The 22875-nt window shown below is 40.0% G+C and carries 23 protein-coding genes and 1 riboswitch; of the genes, 12 read left to right on the forward strand and 11 right to left on the reverse strand.

The genetic code is table 11. From position 1 onward, the window contains the following. Positions 1 to 54: 54 nt before the first annotated feature. Positions 55 to 720 (forward strand): 3D domain-containing protein, encoded by a 666-nt coding sequence (locus G6R02_RS05655; RefSeq protein WP_164670328.1) that lies wholly within the window; start codon positions 55 to 57, stop codon positions 718 to 720. A gap of 35 nt (positions 721 to 755) precedes the next feature. On the opposite strand, the gene G6R02_RS05660 is transcribed toward G6R02_RS05655, so the two are convergent. The 3 genes from G6R02_RS05660 to deoD all read right to left on the reverse strand — a co-directional run bounded on the left by G6R02_RS05660 (position 756) and on the right by deoD (position 2947). Next, on the reverse strand, positions 756 to 1229 hold the full coding sequence (locus tag G6R02_RS05660) for a divergent PAP2 family protein (protein ID WP_164668267.1): 474 nt from the start codon (positions 1227 to 1229) through the stop codon (positions 756 to 758). Positions 1230 to 1353: 124 nt separating this feature from the next. Continuing rightward, positions 1354 to 1953 (reverse strand): biotin transporter BioY, encoded by a 600-nt coding sequence (locus G6R02_RS05665; RefSeq protein ID WP_164668268.1) that lies wholly within the window; start codon positions 1951 to 1953, stop codon positions 1354 to 1356. Positions 1954 to 2239: 286 nt separating this feature from the next. Further along, complete coding sequence (gene deoD / locus G6R02_RS05670) at positions 2240 to 2947, reverse strand: purine-nucleoside phosphorylase (protein ID WP_164668269.1); 708 nt, start codon at positions 2945 to 2947, stop codon at positions 2240 to 2242. 204 nt (positions 2948 to 3151) lie between these two features. Here deoD and G6R02_RS05675 point away from each other — a divergent pair, with 204 nt between their 5' ends. The 3 genes from G6R02_RS05675 (at position 3152) to G6R02_RS05685 (ending at position 5154) form a co-directional block, all read left to right on the forward strand. Beyond that, positions 3152 to 3415 (forward strand): phosphocarrier protein HPr, encoded by a 264-nt coding sequence (locus G6R02_RS05675; protein ID WP_164668270.1) that lies wholly within the window; start codon positions 3152 to 3154, stop codon positions 3413 to 3415. Between the two features lie 65 nt (positions 3416 to 3480). Beyond that, the gene (locus G6R02_RS05680) at positions 3481 to 3969 is read left to right on the forward strand and encodes a cation:proton antiporter regulatory subunit (RefSeq protein ID WP_164668271.1); all 489 of its coding nucleotides are present in this window, start codon (positions 3481 to 3483) and stop codon (positions 3967 to 3969) included. Between the two features lie 6 nt (positions 3970 to 3975). Next, the gene (locus tag G6R02_RS05685) at positions 3976 to 5154 is read left to right on the forward strand and encodes a cation:proton antiporter (protein WP_164668272.1); all 1179 of its coding nucleotides are present in this window, start codon (positions 3976 to 3978) and stop codon (positions 5152 to 5154) included. Positions 5155 to 5190: 36 nt separating this feature from the next. Here G6R02_RS05685 and kapB read toward each other — a convergent pair whose 3' ends face one another. Then, positions 5191 to 5586 carry a kinase-associated lipoprotein KapB gene (gene kapB, locus G6R02_RS05690; protein ID WP_164668273.1) on the reverse strand — a complete coding sequence of 132 codons (396 nt, stop codon included), beginning with the start codon at positions 5584 to 5586 and terminating at the stop codon, positions 5191 to 5193. A 108-nt stretch (positions 5587 to 5694) separates the two neighbouring features. Here kapB and G6R02_RS05695 point away from each other — a divergent pair, with 108 nt between their 5' ends. Together G6R02_RS05695 and G6R02_RS05700 are read left to right on the forward strand one after the other, a co-directional pair. After that, positions 5695 to 5874 carry a hypothetical protein gene (locus G6R02_RS05695; RefSeq protein ID WP_164668274.1) on the forward strand — a complete coding sequence of 60 codons (180 nt, stop codon included), beginning with the start codon at positions 5695 to 5697 and terminating at the stop codon, positions 5872 to 5874. A gap of 85 nt (positions 5875 to 5959) precedes the next feature. Beyond that, positions 5960 to 6532, forward strand: coding sequence for a superoxide dismutase family protein (locus G6R02_RS05700; protein WP_164668275.1), 573 nt, complete (start codon positions 5960 to 5962; stop codon positions 6530 to 6532). Positions 6533 to 6639: 107 nt separating this feature from the next. Here G6R02_RS05700 and G6R02_RS05705 read toward each other — a convergent pair whose 3' ends face one another. Continuing rightward, a complete protein-coding gene (locus G6R02_RS05705; protein ID WP_164668276.1) occupies positions 6640 to 7809 on the reverse strand; it encodes a MalY/PatB family protein in 1170 nt (389 codons plus the stop codon). A gap of 233 nt (positions 7810 to 8042) precedes the next feature. Between G6R02_RS05705 and G6R02_RS05710 the strand changes: the two genes are divergently transcribed. Then, positions 8043 to 8588 carry an RNA polymerase sigma factor gene (locus tag G6R02_RS05710; RefSeq protein WP_164668277.1) on the forward strand — a complete coding sequence of 182 codons (546 nt, stop codon included), beginning with the start codon at positions 8043 to 8045 and terminating at the stop codon, positions 8586 to 8588. Next, on the forward strand, positions 8581 to 10194 hold the full coding sequence (locus G6R02_RS05715; protein ID WP_164668278.1) for a hypothetical protein: 1614 nt from the start codon (positions 8581 to 8583) through the stop codon (positions 10192 to 10194). Before G6R02_RS05710 ends, G6R02_RS05715 begins: the two co-directional genes overlap by 8 nt. 193 nt (positions 10195 to 10387) lie before the next feature. Here G6R02_RS05715 and G6R02_RS05720 read toward each other — a convergent pair whose 3' ends face one another. Both G6R02_RS05720 and yugI read right to left on the reverse strand, forming a co-directional pair. Next, the gene (locus tag G6R02_RS05720) at positions 10388 to 11737 is read right to left on the reverse strand and encodes a glucose-6-phosphate isomerase (protein ID WP_164668279.1); all 1350 of its coding nucleotides are present in this window, start codon (positions 11735 to 11737) and stop codon (positions 10388 to 10390) included. A 327-nt stretch (positions 11738 to 12064) separates the two neighbouring features. Continuing rightward, entirely contained in the window at positions 12065 to 12445 is a 381-nt protein-coding gene (gene yugI / locus G6R02_RS05725) for a S1 domain-containing post-transcriptional regulator GSP13 (RefSeq protein WP_164668280.1), read from the reverse strand. Positions 12446 to 12549: 104 nt separating this feature from the next. Here yugI and G6R02_RS05730 point away from each other — a divergent pair, with 104 nt between their 5' ends. Next, positions 12550 to 12945, forward strand: coding sequence for a YugN family protein (locus G6R02_RS05730; RefSeq protein WP_425509019.1), 396 nt, complete (start codon positions 12550 to 12552; stop codon positions 12943 to 12945). Here G6R02_RS05730 and G6R02_RS05735 read toward each other — a convergent pair. Then, positions 12928 to 13929, reverse strand: coding sequence for a potassium channel family protein (locus G6R02_RS05735; RefSeq protein ID WP_164668282.1), 1002 nt, complete (start codon positions 13927 to 13929; stop codon positions 12928 to 12930). The genes G6R02_RS05730 and G6R02_RS05735 overlap by 18 nt on opposite strands. A 112-nt stretch (positions 13930 to 14041) precedes the next feature. Beyond that, positions 14042 to 14596, reverse strand: a complete 555-nt coding sequence (locus G6R02_RS05740; RefSeq protein ID WP_164668283.1) for a thioredoxin family protein — start codon at positions 14594 to 14596, stop codon at positions 14042 to 14044. Positions 14597 to 14729: 133 nt separating this feature from the next. Between G6R02_RS05740 and G6R02_RS05745 the strand changes: the two genes are divergently transcribed. Then, on the forward strand, positions 14730 to 15788 hold the full coding sequence (locus G6R02_RS05745) for a M20/M25/M40 family metallo-hydrolase (protein ID WP_164668284.1): 1059 nt from the start codon (positions 14730 to 14732) through the stop codon (positions 15786 to 15788). 625 nt (positions 15789 to 16413) lie between these two features. After that, the gene (locus G6R02_RS05750; RefSeq protein WP_164670330.1) at positions 16414 to 20772 is read left to right on the forward strand and encodes a S8 family peptidase; all 4359 of its coding nucleotides are present in this window, start codon (positions 16414 to 16416) and stop codon (positions 20770 to 20772) included. Here G6R02_RS05750 and G6R02_RS05755 read toward each other — a convergent pair. After that, the gene (locus G6R02_RS05755) at positions 20756 to 21112 is read right to left on the reverse strand and encodes a hypothetical protein (protein ID WP_164668285.1); all 357 of its coding nucleotides are present in this window, start codon (positions 21110 to 21112) and stop codon (positions 20756 to 20758) included. The two genes, G6R02_RS05750 and G6R02_RS05755, sit on opposite strands and share 17 nt — an antisense overlap. A 149-nt stretch (positions 21113 to 21261) precedes the next feature. After that, a riboswitch (FMN riboswitch) is annotated at positions 21262 to 21409 on the forward strand. Positions 21410 to 21580: 171 nt separating this feature from the next. Here G6R02_RS05755 and G6R02_RS05760 point away from each other — a divergent pair. Beyond that, positions 21581 to 22168: an ECF transporter S component gene (locus G6R02_RS05760; RefSeq protein WP_205520167.1), complete on the forward strand. Its 588-nt coding sequence runs from the start codon at positions 21581 to 21583 to the stop codon at positions 22166 to 22168. A gap of 310 nt (positions 22169 to 22478) precedes the next feature. On the opposite strand, the gene G6R02_RS05765 is transcribed toward G6R02_RS05760, so the two are convergent. Then, positions 22479 to 22865 carry a hotdog fold thioesterase gene (locus tag G6R02_RS05765; RefSeq protein ID WP_164668286.1) on the reverse strand — a complete coding sequence of 129 codons (387 nt, stop codon included), beginning with the start codon at positions 22863 to 22865 and terminating at the stop codon, positions 22479 to 22481. Positions 22866 to 22875: the final 10 nt, after the last annotated feature.

Genomic DNA, 22875 nt, shown 5'->3' on the forward strand with positions numbered 1-22875 from the left:
TCTACCAGAAAGGTGTTATCATTGAATAAAATTAATGTAATGAAAAAAGCTGGGATGTCCATGCTGTTCCTTGGGGCATTATTTGCAGCATTGTTTTCATTTTCAAATGGATCGGTCACAGATGTCAAAGCGTGGGTGGCGGAAGGTCCGGAAATGTCGTCTGAACAAAATGGAAGTGATGTTGAAAATAGACAGTTAGCTTTAAAGGAAAAGAATCTTAACGTAGCCAAACAACAAAAAAGATATATCTCGAGTGAACAAATTAAAGGTCCCAAAACATTGAAAGAGTATAAGGAAACATTCATTGAAGAACAATATCCAAGTGTGACCGTTACGGCGACCGGTTATACGGCAGGAGTGGAATCAACTGGTAAAACTCCCGATCATCCACAGTATGGGATAACTTATTCCGGAGTCAAGGTAAAAAGGGATTTGTACTCCACGATTGCTGCTGATTTGGATATTTATCCGATTGGAACCGTTATGTTTATTCCAGGTTATGGCTATGGCGTCGTTGCTGATAAGGGCGGCGCAATTAATGGAAAGAAGATTGACTTGTACTTTGAGACAGTTGAAGACGTGTATTCCCAGTGGGGTAAGAAAACAGTTGATGTGTATATTATCAAACACGGTGATGGTAATTTGACCGAAAAAACATTAAACAAATTGAATGAGAATGATGCTATGCAGGTATTCCGCAATCAGATTACCAAAAGCTAAGAAAAGACGTTCCTTTGATTAAGAGGAACGTCTTTTTAGTATAGTTGATAAAGTAAAAATGCTATTGCTATTCCGGATAAACCTCCGAAAAAGACTTCAACCGGCTGATGTCCGAGAAGTTCTTTTAATTCCTTGCGCTTTTGATATTCTTCTTTTCTATTCCAATCTTTAGCGCCTTCCATAAAATATTGAAAGTCCTTCACTAATTGGTTTACGACAATAGCCTGTTCACCAGCCTGCCTGCGCACACCTGAAGCATCAAACATGATGATCACACTGAAAACAGTCGATATGGCAAACATAACGGAATCGACACCTTCAAGGATACCGACACCTGTAGTAAGTGCAGTAACCGCAGCTGAGTGGCTGCTCGGCATGCCACCAGTGCTGAAGGCCAACCCCGGTTTAAATTCTTTTGTAACAATAAGCTGGATGGGTATTTTAATAACTTGCGCAAAAACGATAGCTGATAATGCCGCCAATAATGGAAAATTTGTAAAAAGATCCATGAAGGTATGAACATCCTCTCTTTAGCTGTACCATTATTTATAAATTCATGGATTTCGATAAAATTCAGAAGTTTACTTGGTATAGAATTTTATCATACAGCAAGAAGAATTTCACGCCTTAGCATTATCCCTGAGTCTTAACAGTTGTCCATCGTGATGGAATGCGTTTTGCAAGACTGACCATAAATACTGCCGACAAACATGCCAGGGCGGTATCTTTAACGAGAAAAGGAATCATACCTGCCCATGCAACCTGGTAGGAGATCTGAAGTTCCAGCCAAGTATTCATAGCAAGATACATGTAAGTTACACCAATACCATAATTAAAAATAAGTCCGACAAGAGCTGCTGCGGTGTATACTATGATTGAAGGTTTTTTGCTCAGCTCGGCAATCAGCCCGACAAAAAAGGCAATAAATATAAATGAAATAATAAATCCTCCGGTTGGCGAGATGAGCGGCATAGGACCTCCCAACATTTTTGCAAATACGGGCACCCCGGCAGTGCCAACCAAAATATATGTAATCATGGAAATGCTGCCAAGCTTTTTACCAAGCATTAATCCGGCCAAAGTGGCAAAAAAAGTCTGTAATGATAATGGAACAGATGCACCGCCAATTGGTACTGCAAGCATTGGAAACCAAACGGTTATATTTGCTCCAACAGCCATCAGGCAAACAAATACCGCACCAAACGTTAAATCGACTGGACGTAAATCTTTCATTGTAATCGCTCCTTCCATAGATGATAGTATATGGAATGGAGTTTATTGTCAACCTGTTTTTAATTTGGTTAACAATAGGTGGAGGGCTTATTTATATGTTTCAATTGGATTATCATAACGCTGATGAAGATCTTTTTACTGGTATTTTAGATTTGATTAGAACTTCATAATCCGGATGAAAGACATTTCGCATGAATTCCGCTTGGTTAGGTATTTAATATAAAAAATCGTTAACATATGAAAAACCCGCACCACTTTTAAACGTGATACGGATTTTTTAAAAAGCTTATTTTATTGCTGCATCAAGTGCGATTTCCATCATTTCATTAAATGTTGTCTGGCGTTCTTCAGCTGATGTTTCTTCGCCGGTAAGAATGTGATCGGAAACGGTCAGCACGGACAATGCCTGACGATCAAACTTGGCAGCCAGTGTGTATAATGCTGTCGTTTCCATTTCAACTGCAAGTACTTTATATTTAGCCAGCAGTTCGTTAACTTCCTTAGCATTGTCACGATAAAACGTATCACTTGTAAAGACGTTACCGACCCTTAGATTCATGCCTTTTTCAATACCAACATCATATGCGTTTTTCAGTAAATCAAAATCCGCTATTGGTGCATAATCAATTCCGTTGAAGATCATTCGGTTCATTTGTGAGTCGGTTGTTGCCCCCTGTGCCAGAATCACGTCACGAACTTTAACGTCTTTCTGAATGGCACCACAAGTACCGACGCGGATTAATTTTTGCACATCATAACTTTGGATCAATTCATTAACATAAATCGAAATGGATGGCACACCCATACCGGTTCCCTGAACGGAAATGCGTTCTCCTTTATATGTACCAGTATATCCATACATGCCACGGACTTTATTGTATTGAGTAACGTCTTCCATAAACGTTTCAGCAATAAATTTTGCCCTCAGCGGATCACCCGGCAAAAGAATTTTATCAGCAATATCACCTTTACTTGCTCCAATGTGTACACTCATGTGAAAGTTTCCTCCCATATCAATCATTATTCAAATAAACGTTATCATAACGGTGGGGTAATGACAACTATCATAAAATTAGTCGCAGGATTTCTTTGCTTTTTTGTTTTCATAACGATTATAATTGTATATAATAAACTGGTATAGTATTTCTTGTATATGGGATACATACAAAGGAAATTATTGTTGGAAGGATGAGTCAGAATGAAAGAGCAAACATTTACAATTACAGCAGATACAGGTGTACATGCACGCCCTGCAACATTGTTGGTAAATAAGGCTGGACAATTTGAATCAGAGGTTGAGATTGCATATAATGGAAAAAATGTTAACCTTAAATCGATTATGGGTGTTATGTCTTTGGGCATCCCTAAAGGTGCAGAAGTTACCATTACTGCAACCGGCGGTGATGAGGAAGAGGCAATCAAAGGTGTAACAGAGGTTATAAAAGAACATTTAGGTGAATAATAAACAATGGAGCTAGAGAAAAAATTCCTCTAGCTTTTTATTTTAATAAAAAAGAGGTGACAGGGATGGATATTTCGGTATCCCAGCTTCCTGGGATTGGTCAGAAAATATCATTAAAAACTGCAGATGAGGATATGCTGGTCGTGATTGTGCACCATACCGGTAAAAGGGAGTTATATTTCTTCGATAATGCTGACAGTGATGAGGCGGATTTTGCGATGGATCTTACGCCGGATGAAACAAGAGAGATTGCTGCCCAGCTCTTGGGTGCAACCTATCAGCCGGTCGGTATCGATAAAATGCGCATGTTTAAGCGTCAGATTATTATTGACTATATCTCATTGGAAGAGAATTCCTCACTTGCAAATAAAACAATTGAGGAATCTGATGTCCGTAACAAAACCGGTGCCACGATTATTGGTATTGTGCACGGTGATGATGTTACCGCAATACCTGAGACGGACACAACATTGAAACCTGGGGATATTTTAATGTGTGTTGGAAAAGAAGAACAAATTGCAACCCTGTCAAAAATTTGTAAGGGTGAGGAATGATGCTCTTTGTTCAATGACATACCTGAATTACTTGGAGCAGGTTTCGTTTTATTAGGAATTTTTGCACTGGGATATATTGGATTTAAAACAAGGTTTCCAAACGTAATATTATATATTTTATTTGGCGTTTCTTTGGCTGGACTGCTGAGCCATAATGAAATATTGCACTTCTCCAGTGAGGTAGCAATTGTATTGTTATTCTTTTTACTGGGAGTGGAATTCAATACAAAACGACTCGGAGGAATTGCCAAAAAAATATGGAGTTCGGGTCTTTTGGATGTTGTACTCAGCCTTGGCGTATCAACAGTAGTTGCACTCGGTTTTGGCATGGACTGGTTTACTGCATTTTTAATTGGCGGTGTTACATACGCGACCAGTTCATCGATAACAGCGAAATTGCTGGATGACAAAGGCCGGATGGCGAACGCAGAGACAGAATATATACTGGGGATATTAATATTTGAAGACCTGGTTGCGCCAATTGTCGTAGCGGTGCTAATTGCTTTAAGCTCGGGTGATGCCTTTACTGGCGTGGATTTCGCTATCCTGCTGGGTAAAATAATTGGAATGGCATTGCTGGCGATTATTCTAGGCCAAACATTATTTAAGCGCTTTGAAAAATTTCTCGTGCGGATTGAAGATGAGGACTTTAAGATTGTTTTACTTGTTGGTATTGCCGTAGCATATGGAGGTCTTGCGCTGTTCTTAGGACTCTCCGAAGTACTCGGTGCATTCCTGGCAGGCGTAATGCTGGCGGAAATTGGTAAAATTGAACGGATTGAAAGTACGATAACGCCTGTCAGGGATTTATTGCTTCCAACATTTTTTGTCTATTTCGGGACAACCATAAGTTTGGGTGAAGGTATACCAATGCCGATATTGCTGGTGGTGCTGATTCTGTGGTCCGTTATCGCCAAATTATTGGTTGGGATTGTCGGCGGAAAATTATATGGATTAACCAAACGCGTATCATTACGGGCAGGCCTGTCGCTGTGTGCCCGGGGGGAGTTCTCGGTAGTAATTGCCGGTGTTGCAGCCGGATCGATCAAGATATTCAGTGGTGTCTATATTGTCATCGCTGCATTTGCCGGGATGGTTTTGTTCAATTACGCACCAAAAATAACAAGAAAAATATACGGTGTACCGGAGAAAAAGAAGAAAAACCTGAAGGTACCTTCTGTATAAGAAAGACAGTCTCACTAGCTTACGTGAGACTGTCTTTTAGTTATAGTAGCTCTTTGTATAGTCATTTTCTTCAAGATGTTTAAGTCTTTCAAGTGATTTCCTGCTGTATTCATTATCTTTTTCGGAAAGCTTCTGCTTCAGGTTTCCCAACGCTTCCTGCAAAGATGCTCGGTAGTCCGGGACCTCTCCTTCGTGTGGTCTGACTGCAGACTTGGGTATATTCATTTTTTCATAATGGGCCAGTGCCTTACGATCATGAAAAAAGACTCCTTCTGTTTCACCCAAATTATGCAGGTCACCCTGCATCGGATGTTTTTCAACCGCCATTACTTTAACCAGGTAGCGATCACCCCTGTCTTCCAAAACCTCGCCTATATATTTGCCTGAATTATATTTAGCAAGAACGATTTCTCCAACAGAAACTGTTGCCATATTATTACCTCCTCACCAATATTGTGCCAAAAAATCAACAGTTTGGCTAACAATTATTTAGGTCAGGAGATAAAAGTGATATACTAAGTTGAAAGGACGTGAGCAATAATGATGGAATTTCTATATTTCCCCGAGGATAAAACAGAATATATTCCCGCTGTCATTTCGCTAACTATCTTTATGATCGGCGCGGTATTGGCAATGTATTTTTTTATTAAGAAATCAAAAAAAGAAGAGAAAGAATTCAACGAACAGTTTCAGCAAAAGTCAAATAAAGATGAAGATTAACGAGCCTTTGTTTTTGAAATGGCTCGTTTAATTTTTGCTCTTTTGCAGATACTTAAAATAAAGCATCTGTAAAGGAGTAACTTAGATGAGGCTATTTATTGCAGTATTATTTCTTATACTGACAGTTGCGTGTCAATCGAATGAAGAGACTACCCGAACAATTGATATGTTTAATTCCTCAGGGGATATGATCGGAACAGCAAAATTGTCTGAGAGTTCAGATGGTGTGAACGTAAAGTTGAAACTTGAAGGACTGGAGCCCGGGTATCATGGAATTCATGTTCATGAATATCCGAAATGTGAAGGACCGGACTTTAAAAGTGCGGGCAGCCATCTTAACCCGGAAGGAAAAGAACATGGGCTGATGCACCCAGAGGGTCCGCATTTGGGTGATTTACCTAATATTGAAGCGGATTCAGGCGGACTTGTTGATGCGGAATTAATGCTTGCCGGTGCAACGCTCATGGAAGGAAAAAAATCCCTGTTAAAGGGCCAGGGAACATCACTCGTTATTCATGAAGGTCAGGACGATGGGATAAGTCAGCCTGGTGGTAATTCCGGGGCCCGGACAGCATGTGGTAAAATAGCAAAAAATCCGGATGAGTCAAAAGAGTCACCGACTGATCCGACCAAGTATAATAAGGAACAGGAAAAATAATAATAGGGCTGTCCATGCTGGATGATATGGAACAGCCTTTTTAACTGTGTTAGTAACATGTGTACATAAAAAATGAGTTGTCCCAATTGTGATCGGGACAACTCATTTTACCTATTATTGACAGCTTTGATAATACGCCCGACGCCTTCCTCCAGCGTTTCCCTTGGACATGCGATGTTTATCCGCATGAAGGTTTCGCCTTCTTCGCCATAATCAACCCCGGCGTTAAGTCCAACTTTGGCATTTTCAATCATGAATTTTTTGAGTGCTTTGTTGTCCATATTCATAGCGCTGCAATCAATCCATAAAAGGTATGTTCCCTCTGACCGGGTAACTTTCAGGACATCCGTTTTTTCTTCGAGCATTGTTGTTACATACTCCTGGTTTTCTTTCAATACGTTTCTTAACGCTTCAAGCCATTCTTCACCTTTTGTGTAGGCAGCTTCCAGAGCAGTATTCCCCATTGTATTTAACATATGATGGCCTTGTCTGCCGAGATGTTCATTTAAAGCATCTCGTTTTTCTTTATTCGGTGTAATAATATAGGATGCCTGCAGTCCAGCCAGATTAAACGTTTTGGACGGTGACATAAACGTTACCGTCTGTTCGGCTATTTTATCTGAAATAGATGCAAGCGGAATATGCTTCTGTCCCGGATATACGAGATCACCGTGAATCTCATCAGATAAAATAAGTACATCATGCTTTAAACACAGTTCTGCCATTTTCTCCAGTTCATCTTTAGTCCAGACCCTGCCAACAGGGTTGTGCGGTGAACATAAAATAAATGCCTTTACTCCCTGTTTCAGTTTCGCTTCAAAGTCGTCGAAATCAATGTGGTAATAATTATCTTTTTGAACAAGTGGATTTTTAACAATATTTCTGTCATGCTTTTCAATTACACTGTAAAATGGGGTATACACAGGCGTTTGAATCAAAACTTTATCGTTTGGTTCAGTGAATGCCTGGATTGCTATTTGCAGGCTTGCTACGACACCTGGACTGAATGAAAGCCATTCCTGTTTGATACTCCAGTCATGGCGTTTCCCAACCCAATTTATAATGGCATTTTTTACATCGTCATCGATAATGGTGTACCCATAGATACCATGTTCGGCCCGTGCTTTTAATGCATCGTTAACAGCTTGTGGTGCCTGGAAATCCATGTCAGCTACCCACATTGGAAGCACATCATCAGTCTGGAATACAGGTTTCAGCATATCCCATTTTACCGAGCGGGTATTCTTCCGATTGTGAACTTTCTCAAATATTCCCATTGTATAACCTCCTACTAATCATGATTCAATTATATCGAAATTGACATAAAAAAAAAGCAAAGCGTTTATACGCCTTGCTTACAGGGGGAATACGAGAAAGTCTTACAGTTATAGTATTACCCCGTGTAAAAAGATATAAACATATTTTTACAAAATAATTTTAAATTTTTTTCCAGTCAGTGAAACAAACCAGCTAAAATCTTTCGTTCTATAGGCAGAGGGGGAAGGCGCTAATGGAAGAAGAGGACATCATCAGCCTTGCTAAAGCAAAAGATGAGCAGGCTTTTGAATGGATTGTTAAAAAATATAAACCAGTTATTGAAAAATTTGCATTCCAATTTGGAATAAAACAGGAATATATCAGTGATGTTGTTCAGGAAACGTTTATAAAAGTGTATCGGAAAATTCATCTCTATCATCAAGGAAAATTTTCAACGTGGGTTTATCAGATAACGTTGAATGTGGCAAGAGACTTTCACCGTAGAAAAAAACGCAATCTTAATATTATGAAAAATTCTGTTCAGTTATATGATCATTCGATTGGTTATTTGTTCGAAAAAGAAGAACACTTGCTTCTTCATGATTACATCCAGAAGTTAGAACAAAAATATAAGCTTCCCATTATTCTCTATTATTTTCACGATAAGCCTTATGATGAAATTGCTATTATTTTAAACATAAAATTGTCAGTGGTGAAGACGAGGATTTATCGTGGAAAGAAACGTTTAAAGCAAATGTATGAGCCGGATTTGAATGAGGAGGTGAAGAAGCATGGATGATAAGAAACTTGATGAGTTGCTGCATGATATGAAAAATGATTATGAAAATTTGCCTGAATCTGTTGATACTAAAACGGTTAAGCAAAGGGTATTTCGCAAGCGCCAATGGAACTGGAATAAATTTATCCCTACACTGGCTGCGATTGCGGGATTAATTATTTTCGTGATCATAACGGTTGGCACGATTGATTCGAAGCAGCAGGCAAATGAGGATTCCGAAAGTGATAGTCCGTTAATGGAATATTTTTCGGAGAGAAAAGAAGCATTTCAAGAATCGCTTGGATTGGAGGACGTTGACAATCTGGAGCGTGTTCAGCAGGCCAGGGAGCTAGTTGACTATTATGAGGAGAACGGTGAAATTGGAGATGGAAAACATAATATTTACAAATTACTTGAAACACCTAAAATGAAAATAAAAGATTTTAATGAAACGGTCTCTTCCAGTGGGATACCAGATTATTTCGCGGCACAGACAGTTATTTCGAAAATGAAAGACTTTCAGATGACTTTCCAGTTTCTTCTGGAAGATCGGATTAATGCAAATAAAAGTAAATCTGAAAAGCGATCGATAAATAAATATCAGGATAATCCTAAGGCAAATAATCTGTCAACTGCTGTAGAAGAACTGTTAACCGCCTTTAATAAACATGGCTATTTTATTACGATGACTGATAGTGGAAAACTGACTGCAAAGGTTGACTATTTATATATTGTTGAAAGTCTGGATCTTGAGCAGAGTACAATTACGGCATACGCTGATTATCTTAAGTTACTGGGTACTAAGATTGATCCGGAAAACCCCGGAATTGGGAATAGTTATGGAATAGATTGGACTGAGTTTGATGATGTGTTACTATCCATCGAAGAATTGTACAACAACTATAAAGACATGGATGAGCAGTATCTGATGTTCAACGATCAATTATCTAATTACACTAGAATCTATTTATATGATTATTTATCAGCTAAGGTTGGTGTTGGTGAGCTCATACCAGAAGAAGCGCAAAAGGAACTGAACGCTTTTTTGAAAGAACATAAGAAATCAAAGTTTTGGAACCTTGTAAATGAGGCTGTCGAGCAGTATAAAAATAATGATTGGGTTAGAACTGATTTTGAGGTTTCTCGGGATCTAGTAAGAAAAATGATGGAATCTGACAAGGAATACGACTGGCAGAATTATGATGAGAAAATTGAAATTGCACTGTTGCCTCTAGATGATTCATTAATGAAAACATACGAAAAATATAAGGAATCATTTGATTCGGAAATACTGAAAGATTTATCCGCATTTGAAGTAATGCAGTTATATATGCATGCTTCCGATAAAGGAGATTTTGACGTGTATTATTCGTTATATGATAAGAATGGAGTTCTTGCAGACGTAAGTAAGGAAGAACTGCAGAAGGAATCAGCAATGACAGCAAATACGGAATTCCAGCAATTGGCTGAAAAGACTAATTATATTCTTGTTGAAGAACAACCGGAAGAAAAACGGAAAATCTTCTATTTTGTTACTTCTGCTGATACTGGCACGGAGGCGCACGCTTTCCGGGTAGTTCAAAATGATGATGGAGTCTGGAACGTTCCGTTCATGCCGATGCAATAGCTACTCCATGAAGTACACGCAGATATTTATCAGGAGAAGAATGAATATAACAGGAGAATAACAATTTTAACTGGAGAAGAATTTATTTAACAGGAGAATTACGGTTATAACTGGAGAAAGATAGATAACTATGGATAAAAGCGAAAACAGGAAATTGAAAAAGCACACCCAACATGACGGGTGCGCTTTTTATTTATTTCAACCGCTTCTCCAATTCTGCTTTTTCATCCTCAAAACCTGGTTTACCAAGCAGTGCGAACATATTCTTCTTATATGCTTCGACACCCGGTTGATCGAAAGGATTAACTCCAAGAAGATAACCGCTTACGGCGCATGCTTTTTCGAAAAAATAAACCATGTAACCGAACGTATACGCATCAAGTGCAGGCAGTTCGACGACCAGATTAGGAACGTCGCCATCGGTATGTGCAAGCAATGTACCCTGATAGGCTTTGTCATTAATATCATGAATGGTTTTTCTCGCCAAATAATTAAGACCGTCAGCATTTGCATCGTCAGATTCCAATGTTATATCTTTTTTTGATTGATTAACATGCAACACGGTTTCGAACAGATCGCGTCGGCCGTCCTGAATATATTGGCCCATGGAATGTAAATCAGTTGTGAAGTTTGCTGATGCCGGGAATATTCCTTTCTGGTCTTTTCCTTCACTTTCACCAAACAATTGCTTCCACCACTCACTGAAATACTGCAGATGTGGTTCATAATTAACGAGCATTTCAATTGTTTTACCTTTATTGTATAAAACATTGCGGACTGCTGCATATTGATATGCCGGATTCTTTTCAAGTGTTGGTTCGGCTAAATCATTCATGGCAGTTTGAGCACCCTGCATCATATCGTCAATAGATACTCCGCTTACCGCAATTGGCAGTAGCCCAACAGCTGTCAAGACAGAATAGCGTCCGCCAACGTCATCCGGAATAACAAACGTCTCGAAGCCTTCTTTATCCGCAGCGGTTTTCAATGCACCTTTTTCTTTGTCGGTTGTCGCATAAATCCGCTTTTTAGCTTCTTCCTGGCCGTATTTATCTTCCAGGAACTTCCTGAAAAGCCGAAATGCGATTGCCGGTTCCGTAGTAGTACCACTTTTGGAGATGACATTGATCGATACATCTTTATTTTCAAGTACATCATAAAGTTCGCTCATATACGTTGAACTCATATGGTGCCCGACAAAAATAACCTGTGGCGCATTTCTTTTTTCGTCTGAAAGAAGGTTTTGAAAGGAATGATTCAGCATTTCAATTGCTGCACGGGCACCCAAATAGGATCCGCCGATACCGATTACGAGCAATACATCTGAATCCTTTCTGATTTTTTCCGATGCTGCTTTTATCCGGGTAAATTCTGCTTTATCATAGTTTTCCGGCAAATCAATCCAGCCCAAAAAGTCATTTCCCGGCCCGGTTTTGTTATGTAAAGCGTTGTGAGCTGATTCAACATAGTCATTTAAATAATCGATTTCATTCTGGTTTAAAAAACGTAATGCTTTGTCATAGGAAAAATTAATGTGTGTCATAGTGTCCTCCTTGGTTGAACATTTCCCTTTTACTTTACCGAAGTGATAATGGTAAATCAAGAATCACCTTTTTCGATCTTTATTTCATCGGGACAGTGCTTCTCTCGATGGTTTATAGCCTAAATCGGACCAATTCTGTCAAGACAGCGTTCCTCACAGTGATTTCTACCCTGATTTCTGCAGAGGTAGACTAACAATCATATAAAGTTATGTCGCATTTTATAGTTTTTTTATCATAAGTAACAAAACATAAACAAAAAGAGACCCTCTCAAATGATGGTAACTGCAATAGTTAAGACATATTTGAGAAAGCCTCTATTTTAAAAACTACTTTTTAAATGTTCCCTCACGTTCTTCTGATTGTTCAATCCATTCTTCCAGTTTATCCTTTAATGTGTTAAAACCGGAATTGGCTTCTTGCTTTGGTGCTTGATTTGTATGTGGCTTCGGACGATTTTTAGGTGGTTCTTCTGTGGCACGGATGGATAATGATACTTTGCTATTTTCTTCATCAACGTTCAGGACTTTTACTTTTACCTCGTCGCCAACAGCTAAATGATCATTAATATCTTTTACATATCCATGTGTTACTTCAGAAATATGAACTAATCCCTGGATTTCTTCGTCTAATGCAACAAATGCACCATATGGTTGAATTCCCGTAATCTTTCCATTTAAAATTTGACCAGTCTCAAATTTGTTTGTCATGCTGAACAACTCCTATACCTTATTCGATTCTTTTCGCACAATAAAACATTCTAGCATAAATTTTGATTCCAGGCAAAAAATATAAGAAAGTACTTGAGGGAAGGATGATACGCTTGATTCCAATAAATTCGGAAATGGAAGGTAAAATATTTTCGTTATATGTTCTGGCTGAATTGCTGAAGCCTCAGGGAATTGTTAGCGAATCAACCCTGGATTATGAAAATGGATTTTTTGATTTACAAGTTTTTACAGGTGGTGATTATTATAATTTGAGATTACCGTTTTATGCTGTTACAGAGTCACTGGACTATCCAGGTGTAACGGTTCGGGTGGAGCAGCCATTTATACTCACACAACAATACCAGAACGGTTATGATGAGGAGAAAATTGGGGGATACGTGGATCAGGCCCAGCTATCTGGTAATATAAATACTGAATATATGGACGTCGGCAAAATAATTGTAAAAAAAGTGGAGCGGCTCCTATTCCCAGGAAGATAGGATAATTAATGTATCGTTATTTTCCAGTACGAAGTCGTTTGAAGGATTTATTTTCCACTCACTTTCACGGATGAGACCAATCAATATCTCATGATTTTCCATAAAAAAAACTGCAGCTTCCTTGAAGGATTTTTCATCCAGCTCATCCGGGACTTCAATATGAATGAACTGCTGGTTATTCAACAAGTTTAATACTGTTTCAAATGGTTTTGTTTGTTTTTTATGAAAAAGCTCATGATAAAACAGCGTACTCATAAAGTCATTTGAACTGATAACTGTGTCTGCACCTGCACGGATGGCATTCTCAACCTGGCTGATGGTAAGAATCTCTGCATTAATCGGTATATCCTGGTTATTTCCACGAACAGCGATGGTTGACAGGATTGTGTTTATATCAGCTTTTCGTTCCTCTACCGTAATGTCGGATGAAATAAGCACGGCAGCAGCAGCGTCAACATTTGCCTGCACCAGCACTGCATCCTCGCTTGGATCCCCATGAATGAAATGGACCGGGTAATGCCGATATGGCAGCTTATTAAGTGAACGGTCAATAAGTACAATTTCCTGTGTTGAATCCTTATCGTCAATCTCTTCCACCAATTGTCTTGTCCGCTCATTCCAGCCTATGATAATAATATGGTTTGTACCGTTAAAAGAAACTTTTCCTTGCGACAGATCTTCTTCGTGATTAATAGCGGAAGTAGCTATTGTAGTAAGGTAAAATGTAAGCATCCCTCCACCTGAAAGGATAAGGAAAATAGCCACGATTCTTCCTGTTGTTGTCAACGGGACATAATCACCATAGCCGACAGTAGCCCCCGTGATAAAAGCCCACCATATTCCTTCGAATATCGTGGGGAATTGTCTTGGCTCAATTAAATGGATAACTGTTCCAAAAACAACCATTAATGTAATTACTGAAAGCAGGAGCCTTACAATAATCGGAAGGCGGAAAAAGATATGTTTAAACGCTTCAAGATTCATTTTTTCACCTGTGTTCCTATTTGATTTACGTATAGTATAGGCGAATACCTGAGCCACATATACATGACGAAAATAATAAAAACTCACCACTTTAATTGGTGAGTTGAGTGAATTACGCTTTTTCCAAAACCTTTTTAAGACTGTTGTATACTTCATTCCAAAAATCAGTATTGTCACGGAATGATTTGGTCATGAAAAGATACATTTCCTTGGATTTTTCTTCAAAGTTATCCGATTCCTTTGATGGGAGTTTATGGCGGGGCTCATCCACAAAATTCTGAATTGCTTTAGCTCTTTGCCCCCCTTTTTCAACTTCATTTCCGGTTTCTTCAATGAAAATAAAGATAGGAATGGAACGGGATTTTCCGTTTGTTAAGTATTGGTCCATTAATTCCAGATTCTGGTCCCGTAAAAGCATTTTTACCGGAATGTTTGCCTGTTCAGCCAGGCGAAGCAGAATCGGGATATTCAGCATTGCATCGCCACACCAATCCTCAGTCAAAACAATAACACGCAAGTTTTTCCGGGCCAGTTTTTTAAAGAACTTTGTGTCTTCAGGAACTGTAAAGTTATCATAAATATGTAGTAAATCTGCTTTATGTTTTTCCATTGATTCGATATATTCATCAGGTGTCAATGCTTTCTCATACCATTCATTAAGCTCCATTCATCATTCACTCCTTTTAGTATTCCTTTCTAAAGTCTACCCAATATGTATACCAACGTAAACAAAAGTGCTCTTAATCAGAAATTTTGCTATGATTGTTGTGAATGATTTTAAAGGGGAGGTTTTTAAAAAAATGGAACAGGCAAACAGAGATTTTCTGCTCGAATTGTTACATACTCCGTCACCGTCAAGCAATGAGATGGAAATTCAAAAAAAATGGATTAACTATGTAATGGATTTTGCTGACGAAATCAGAACAGATAATGCCGGGAATGCTATTGGAATCCTGAATCCTGATGCACCTTTTAAAGTATTGCTTGCAGGTCACTGTGATGAAATAGCACTGGTCATTAACAGAATTGATGATAAAGGCTTTCTGCATTTTGATAAAATGGGCGGGATTAATCCAAAAGCAGCTGTTGGCATGAAGGTTACAGTGCTCGGCTATAACAATAGAGTCACAGGTGTTATCGGTGTGAATGCACAACACCATGGCGGTTTGAAAAATGATTTTGACCTGGGTGATCTGTTTATTGATTGTGGCTATAAAACAAAAGACGAAGCTGAAAAATATGTCCAAATTGGAGACTTGGCTGTTTATAAAACGGAACCTGAAATCCTGTCAGATCGTTACATTGCCGGCCGTGGGCTGGATAATCGTACTGGAGCTTTCATTGTTGCTGAAGTTCTGAAACGGTTGTCCAAAAAAGGATGCAATGTTGGTGTTTATGCAGCAAGCACGGTAAATGAAGAAACAAATATGGGTGGTGCTTATTTTGCTGCAGCGGGAATTGAACCGACGATGGCGCTCGCCTGTGATGTTACATTTGCAACAGATTATCCCGGGGTAGACAAAAATAAGCATGGTGATGTCACGCTTGAAGGAGGCCCGGTTTTAGCAAAGGGAGCACCAATTAATATAAAAATCAATAAGTTGCTGGAAAAAACTGCAAGGAACTTACAGATGGATGTACAATATGAGCTGACACCAAGGATGACGGGAACGGATGCAGATAAAATGCGGACGACTGGACGTGGCGTTCCCGTATCGCTCGTATCATTACCACTCAGGTATATGCACTCACCGGTTGAAACATCCAGCCTGCAGGATATTGATGAAGAAATTGAACTGCTTGTAACGATGATAGCCGAACTGACCGGTGAAGAAAGTTTAAATCCACTGGAAGATTAAATTGAATATGAAAAAAACGTAAGCTCCATTAATTTGGGGCTTATTTTTTTAGGTCTTTCGTACGGGGGTTAACTTAGATAGTTTTAAGCATTTTTACATACATTTTTTTACATGCCATCCAAAAATGAGTAATACGAAATGGTTATAATCAAATTTTACGGAAAACAATTAATTGATTCAGGTTTATGCTAGGACATTTACATCATCTTTTTTAACCAATTTATGAAAGCTGTTAGATAAGCGGATGGATATAATTTTGGAAAATGCTGGTATGTACATGTTTTAAGCTACTTCATGAAGATTTGTATTGCAGTAAGTATAGTTCTTTTGTATGTTACGAAATATTACAGAAGCAGTACTTATCTATCAATTGCAAAAATTCAGATTTAAATCGACAAAATGTGACACAAATTCTTTATAAATTCCTTTATAGTTACATTAACAGCAAAGATTTGCTAACAGCTCCACTTTCAGCTTAGAACCTGCACTAATGAAATTATTTAGTAAAGGAGGCGAGAGGAGCTTTTTTGTATTTCAGCATTTTTTTAAAAATCGGGAGGAGGAATGTAAATTGTTCTGGAAAAAGCGTCAAACAAGAGCTTTCAGTATTGCGGCATCACTATTGATGGTTTTTTCGTTGATAGTACCCAGTATCTCATTTGCCGAGTCGACCAGTAAAATACATGAATCGGCAAAAGATACCCAGGCAGTCGCAAAGGAAAAAGTCAGTAATCGTTTGATGGATCAGTTTAAGGGCAATGACAAAGTGACTTTTTTAATTAAGTTCAAAGAAAAAGCAGATTCGAAAAAAGTTGCTAAAGAAGCAAGAAAAAAAGCAGAATCTGCAAATATGACAGCGAAAAAAGCTGAATTTGTTCAACGTTCTGCTGTAATATCTGAACTGAAGTCAACCTCTCTTGAATCACAGCAAAATGTAAAACAATTTCTTCAGCAGCAAGCGGAAAAAGGGAATGCTGAAGCTATCAGATCGTATTATATTGTCAATGGCATGGCTGTAACGGCAACAAAAGAGGTTGCAGAAAAAGTGGCAAGCTTTGCTGAAGTTGACAAAATTTTACCAAATGAAACACGTAAATTAATTTCAGCTGTAACAAAAGATGCGGAAACTCCTCAATCTGAAATCGCCAACACTGAGTGGAATGTGGAGCGTGTTGGAGCACCTCAGGTATGGGAGATGGGTGTTGATGGTACTGGAACGGTTGTAGCAAGCATCGATACAGGTGTTCAATGGGATCATCCAGCCCTAAAAGAAAAATATCGTGGTTATGATTCAGCTACAGATGAAGTTAGTCATGATTACAACTGGTTTGATGCAACAGAAGGCCAGTCAGAGCCATACGATGATTTAGGTCATGGTACACACACAATCGGAACAATGGTTGGCAGTGAATCGGATGGATCCAACCAGGTTGGGGTTGCTCCTGGCGCTGAATTTATTTCAGTAAAAGCCTTTACGGCAAGTGGAGGAACGGATGTTGACCTGTTGGCAGCTGCTGAATGGGTATTAGCTCCAACAGATTCAGAAGGAAATGCTCGTGTTGATATGGCACCTGATATTGTCAGTAACTCTTGGGGTGGCGGACCTGGTCTTGACGAATGGTATCGGGACGTAGTTATCAACTGGAGAGCAGCAAATATTTTCCCAGTGTTTTCAGCAGGAAATACTGGTCTTTTCAACCCAGGCGGGCCGGGATCAATTGCAACACCAGCGAACTATCCTGAGTCATTTGCGGTTGGAGCAACTGACAATAATGATAATTTAGCCGGTTTTTCACTGGAAGGACCTTCACCATATGATGAAATTAAACCGGATATTTCAGCACCGGGTGTAGGTATACGTTCATCTGTACCGGGAAGTGGATATGAAGGTGGATGGAACGGAACATCCATGTCAGCACCAGCGGTATCAGGTGTTGCTGCCATGCTGCGCCAAGTTGACAGCAGTATAACAGTTGATGAAATGGAACAGGTATTAATGAATACGGCAATTCCATTAACCGATGACGAATATCCCGAATCTCCGAATAATGGTTATGGACATGGATTGGTAAATGCCTTTGATGCGGTTTCGGCATTACAAAACGGAATCGGAACTATTGAAGGTCAGGTGACTAAACAGGGTGAAGATAGTGAAGCACCTGTTTTGGAGCACACTGCACCAGCAGAAACATATGAAGGAATGGATCTTGAACTGACAGCACAAGTCAGCGATAACATCAGTGTGGCATCGGTTGAATTAAGCTATCTCGATACTAATGGCGAATGGCAGTCAATCGAAGCAGGACGTATTTCCGGAGATTACAAAGCCGGTGAATATACTGCAACTATTCCAGGTGACCAAATCAGCGGAGATTCACTGACATATAAATGGAGTGTCAGTGACTTTGGTGAAAATGGTGTTACCAGTGAAGAATTTGTTGTCGAAGTAAAACCTGGCATTTCAACAGGTTATTCGGAAGACTTTGAATCTGACCCTATCGGCTGGACATCGTTTGGTGAAATGAACAGCTGGGAATGGGGAGAGCCTGTTTCCGGACCAGAAAATGCCGCATCAGGTGAAAATGTTTATGCAACAAACCTTGCAGGTGAATATGAGAGTGACATGAATGCAACACTTGTCATGCCGCCAATCGATTTGCCTGAAGGAAATGCATATTTACAATTCAATCAATGGCACAACCTGGAAATGTATGACTCAGGAAACGCCTATGATTTCGCTCATATATTTGTTTCCACTGATCGTCAAGAATGGACGCAGCTGATGGAAATCAAGGGCGATTCAAATGGCTGGGTTCCTGCAGAGGTTGATTTGTCAGAATACAGCGGTCAGCGCGTCTATATCGGCTTTAACCTTACCTCTGACGGCAGTGTTACAGAACCAGGCTGGTACATTGACGATGTAGCATTATCTGATACGTCGCAAAGCAGCAAGGCCTCTTTAGGCAAAAATAAAAATAATGGAAAAGCGAAAGGAAAGGCAAAAGGTAATAACGGAAACAATGGTCGTGTTGCCAACGGACTTTTCAACGGAAATGGTTTGGGGCTCGGCTTAATTAGATCAAATGAAAAAGCCGGACTGAAAGAAAAGGTAAACCCGGATCAAATTAAACCGAGTCTACCTAAAAAAGATGATCCTCCTGCAGCAGAGGACAATATTAATCCTAACTTATTACCGATAAGTGCGCAAGTGAGTGTTCTGGAAAGCGGCAGATCTGTAGTAACTGATCCTGCTACAGGTGAATATTCGTTAAGTCATGCTGCTGGAACATACACATTGAAAGCAGAATCTTATGGGTTTGAGTCTAAGGAAAAAACAGTAACACTTGAAGCGGATGGAACGGCACAGGCAAATTTCACGCTTGACGAAATTCCGCAAGCAACTGTCAGTGGAACAATTACTGATGAAGCTACCGGAGAACCTATCGAAGGTGCGACAGTACTTCTTGTGGAAGACGCGAACGTTACACCGGTAGAATCCGATGAAAATGGTAATTACTCCATTACGGGATATGAAGGAACGTATACGTTGAAAGTGATGGCAAGAGATTACTATAGTAAGGAAGTGGAAGTCAGCCTTACTGAAGATATGGAGCAGGATATTGCGCTTGAACCATTCTACACCTATCCTGGCGGAGAAATCGGCTATGACGATGGTACAGCTGAAAATGCCCGTGCTTTCTATGATGCAGGCAATGGCTGGGCGGTCAAAATGTCCTTGCCAGAAGGAAAAGATTCAGCTGTCGTTACTGATGGTGTATTCCAATTCCATGGTACTGACTGGCCGCAGCCGGGTGGTACAGAATTTGCGGTAGAAGTATGGGATGCATCTGGACCAGAGGGTACACCTGGTGAAAAAATTGCAGGTCCGGTTGATGCGGAAGCAATAAGAAATCTTGATGAATGGACTGTAGTTGATCTTAGAGAACACAACATTATTGTTGAAGAAGATTTTTATATGGTCTATATTCAGAAAGATCCAAATCCAAACGCACCGGGCTTGGCAACAGATGAAAGCAGTACAAATGCTGAGCGCAGCTATCAGTATGTAGGCGGTACCTGGTCACAGTCTCCGGCTTCTGAAGGTAACTATATGATCCGTGCCCGTGTTAGTTATGAGGTTGAAGCACCGGTCATCACTTCACCGGCTGAGGAACTGATAACCAACGAATCAGAAATAACAGTTGAAGGAACTGCTTCTCCAACAACAACTGTTAAATTGATGAATAATGGTGAGGAAGTCGGTACTGCCGAAGTTGGCGATAATGGACAATTCTCTATTCCAACTGAACTTACAGAAGGAGCTAATGAATTCAAGGCCGTATCCATGATGAATGGCGGCGTAACAGGTGAATCAGAAGCTGTAACTGTAACATTGGATACGATGAGTCCGGAATTAAACATTGACAGCCCTCAGGACGGGGATAAAACAAACCGGGAAACAGTTACTGTTGAAGGGACTGTCTCGGATGCTAACCTTGACTGGGTTAAAGTGAACGGTCGTCAGGCAAATGTAGCGGACGACGGAACGTATTCACAACGAATTCTGCTGAATAATGGGGAAAATGAAATCGAAGTCGTTTCCCAGGATCTGGCAGGAAATGTTCAATCGAAGTCCATCACAATTGATGTTGACTTTGTGGCACCAACAATTGAGAATCTGACGCCTACTGAGGATAAACACCTTGAAGCAGGCGAAAGTGTCCGAATCGAATTTGATAGTGAGCCTGGACAAAGGGCGACATTCTTTATCCATATGCCACTAACAAATGCTCGTGCAGGACTATCCAATGCAACAGAGCTTCCAATGATGGAGATGCAAGATGGTCATTACGTCGGTTATTGGACAGCTACCAATAATGTTGTTGCAGAGGGTGCCGTTATCGAGGTCAAAGTGGTTGATGAATTCGGTAATGAAACACGCAAGACGACAGAAGGAAAATTATTTATCAATACTGGTGAATAATTTGGAATCTGTATAAAATTTCCTCCGCGTTGCATAAAATTGCTGCGCGGGGGATTTTTAAATAGATTAATATAAATTTGTTGTTTTGCACCGAGTGGTAACGAAGGTGCAAAACATCCAAACGCGCGAGAAACCCCGCCAAACGCGCGAGAAACCCCGCCAAACGCGCGAGAAACCCCGCCAAACGCGCGAGAAACCCCGCCAAACGCGCGAGAAACCCCGCCAAACGCGCGAGAAACCCCGCCAAACGCGCGAGAAACCCCGCCAAACGCGCGAGAAACCCCGCCAAACGCGCGAGAAACCAGTTGAACGCACCATTCCAAATGTTGATTTTCGGCATTTGTCTAAAATCTTCAACTTTTAAATTTGCTGTATAAGAGCAACATTTCTAAAAAAACTTCGAGCATTAACATTTAATTTTTTTCAAAACAAATTCCTTTTCAACTGAATAAAATGATAGTATACTAGTCAATGACAACTATATATCGATTCCATCTTCGGGGCAGGGTGAAAATCCCGACCGACGGTAAGGAGCAAATTTTGTTCTAAGTCCGTGACCCGCTAAGCATATTGCTGAGTGGTTGACCTGGTGTGAGTCCGGGACCGACAGTTACAGTCTGGATGGGAGAAGATGCTGAGCTGAAAGTTGGTGCATTTTGCGCCTCCGTTTTCCTGTGAATATATACCCTAAAGCCCCGAGTAGGTTTTAGGGTTTTTAATATTTTAATAACTTTATTTTCACGGAAATAGGCTTGTCCTTCATCACAAGACAGATGTGAATCGATAAAGATGAGGGAGGAGAACAATGATGCATTCAACAAATATGCAATCATCAAAACTATTAAAACTTATTATTCTGGCACTTATGGGGACTATTTCACTGCTGCTATTTTTCCTGAATTTCCCATTACCGTTTTTACCGCCGTACCTGAAAATTGATTTCAGTGAAGTCCCGGCAATAATAGCTGCGCTGATTTTTTCGCCGATGGCTGGAGTCCTTGTAGAAGCAATAAAAAACATTTTATATTTAGTTGTTTCAGGTGCTGGTGATCCAATCGGTGTTACTGCAAACTTCCTTGCTGGTGTCATGTTTATTGTTCCGGTTGCTGTGCTTTATCATAAATATAAAGGTGTCAAAAGCATCATTTCCGGATTGGTAACAGGAACAGTTATTATGGCGATTGGAATGAGTGTGCTGAATTATCTTATCATCCTGCCGGCATATGCATGGTTCATGGGCTGGGAAGATATGGGACCACAAGCAAAATGGGCTGCAGTTTCACTTGGTGTACTGCCATTTAATATAATAAAAGGAATCATTGTAGGAATGCTGTTTGTTCCGTTGTTTGTCAAAATGCGGACATGGATAGAGCAGAAACAAGCGAAATTAACTTAATTGAGTGAGGGCGTCTCGTTGGGAGCCGCTCTTTTTTTGTAAAAAAATTGTTAGAGGAATCCCGGTAGCTGTAGGTGAGCAGAATTATCAGTAAAAAAGCAAAATATCGGTAAAAGAAGCACAACATCAGCAGAAGGTGCACAACATCGGCAGAAGAAGGAAAACATCGGCAGAAGGTGTACAACATCGGCAGAAGAGGAGCAACAACATCCCCACAGGAAAAATATCCGCTCCGCAAGGAATTTACAGCACAAACATCACCCCCACAACAAAAATGGCTGATCTGATAACACCCGGATCAGCCTCATTTTTATGATTTTTTCGGAACGACTCCAATGGTGCATCGTGAGATACAAATCAGATTTTCTTCCTCGTCAACAATATTGATTTCCCAGACCATGGTTGTTCTGCCAACATGAATTGGTGTTGCTTTTGCTGTAACGGTACCTTCCCGCTTGCTTTTGACATGGTTGGCATTAATTTCAATTCCGAACACATTATATTGTTCAGGATCAACATGCAGGTATGCGCCAACACTTGCAGCGGTTTCAGCTAAGGCAACATTTGCACCTCCATGCAGGAAACCTGCTGGCTGATGTGTCCGATGATCAACTGGCATGGTCATGATAATCGAATTTTTCTCGAGGGATGACACTTCGATTCCAAGTGACTCCATTAGTGTGTTCTTCAGTTCCATAATTCAGGCA

The sequence above is a fragment of the Virgibacillus doumboii genome, assembly GCF_902806455.1.
In the GTDB taxonomy this organism is placed as follows: Bacteria; Bacillota; Bacilli; order Bacillales; family Amphibacillaceae; genus Lentibacillus; species Lentibacillus doumboii.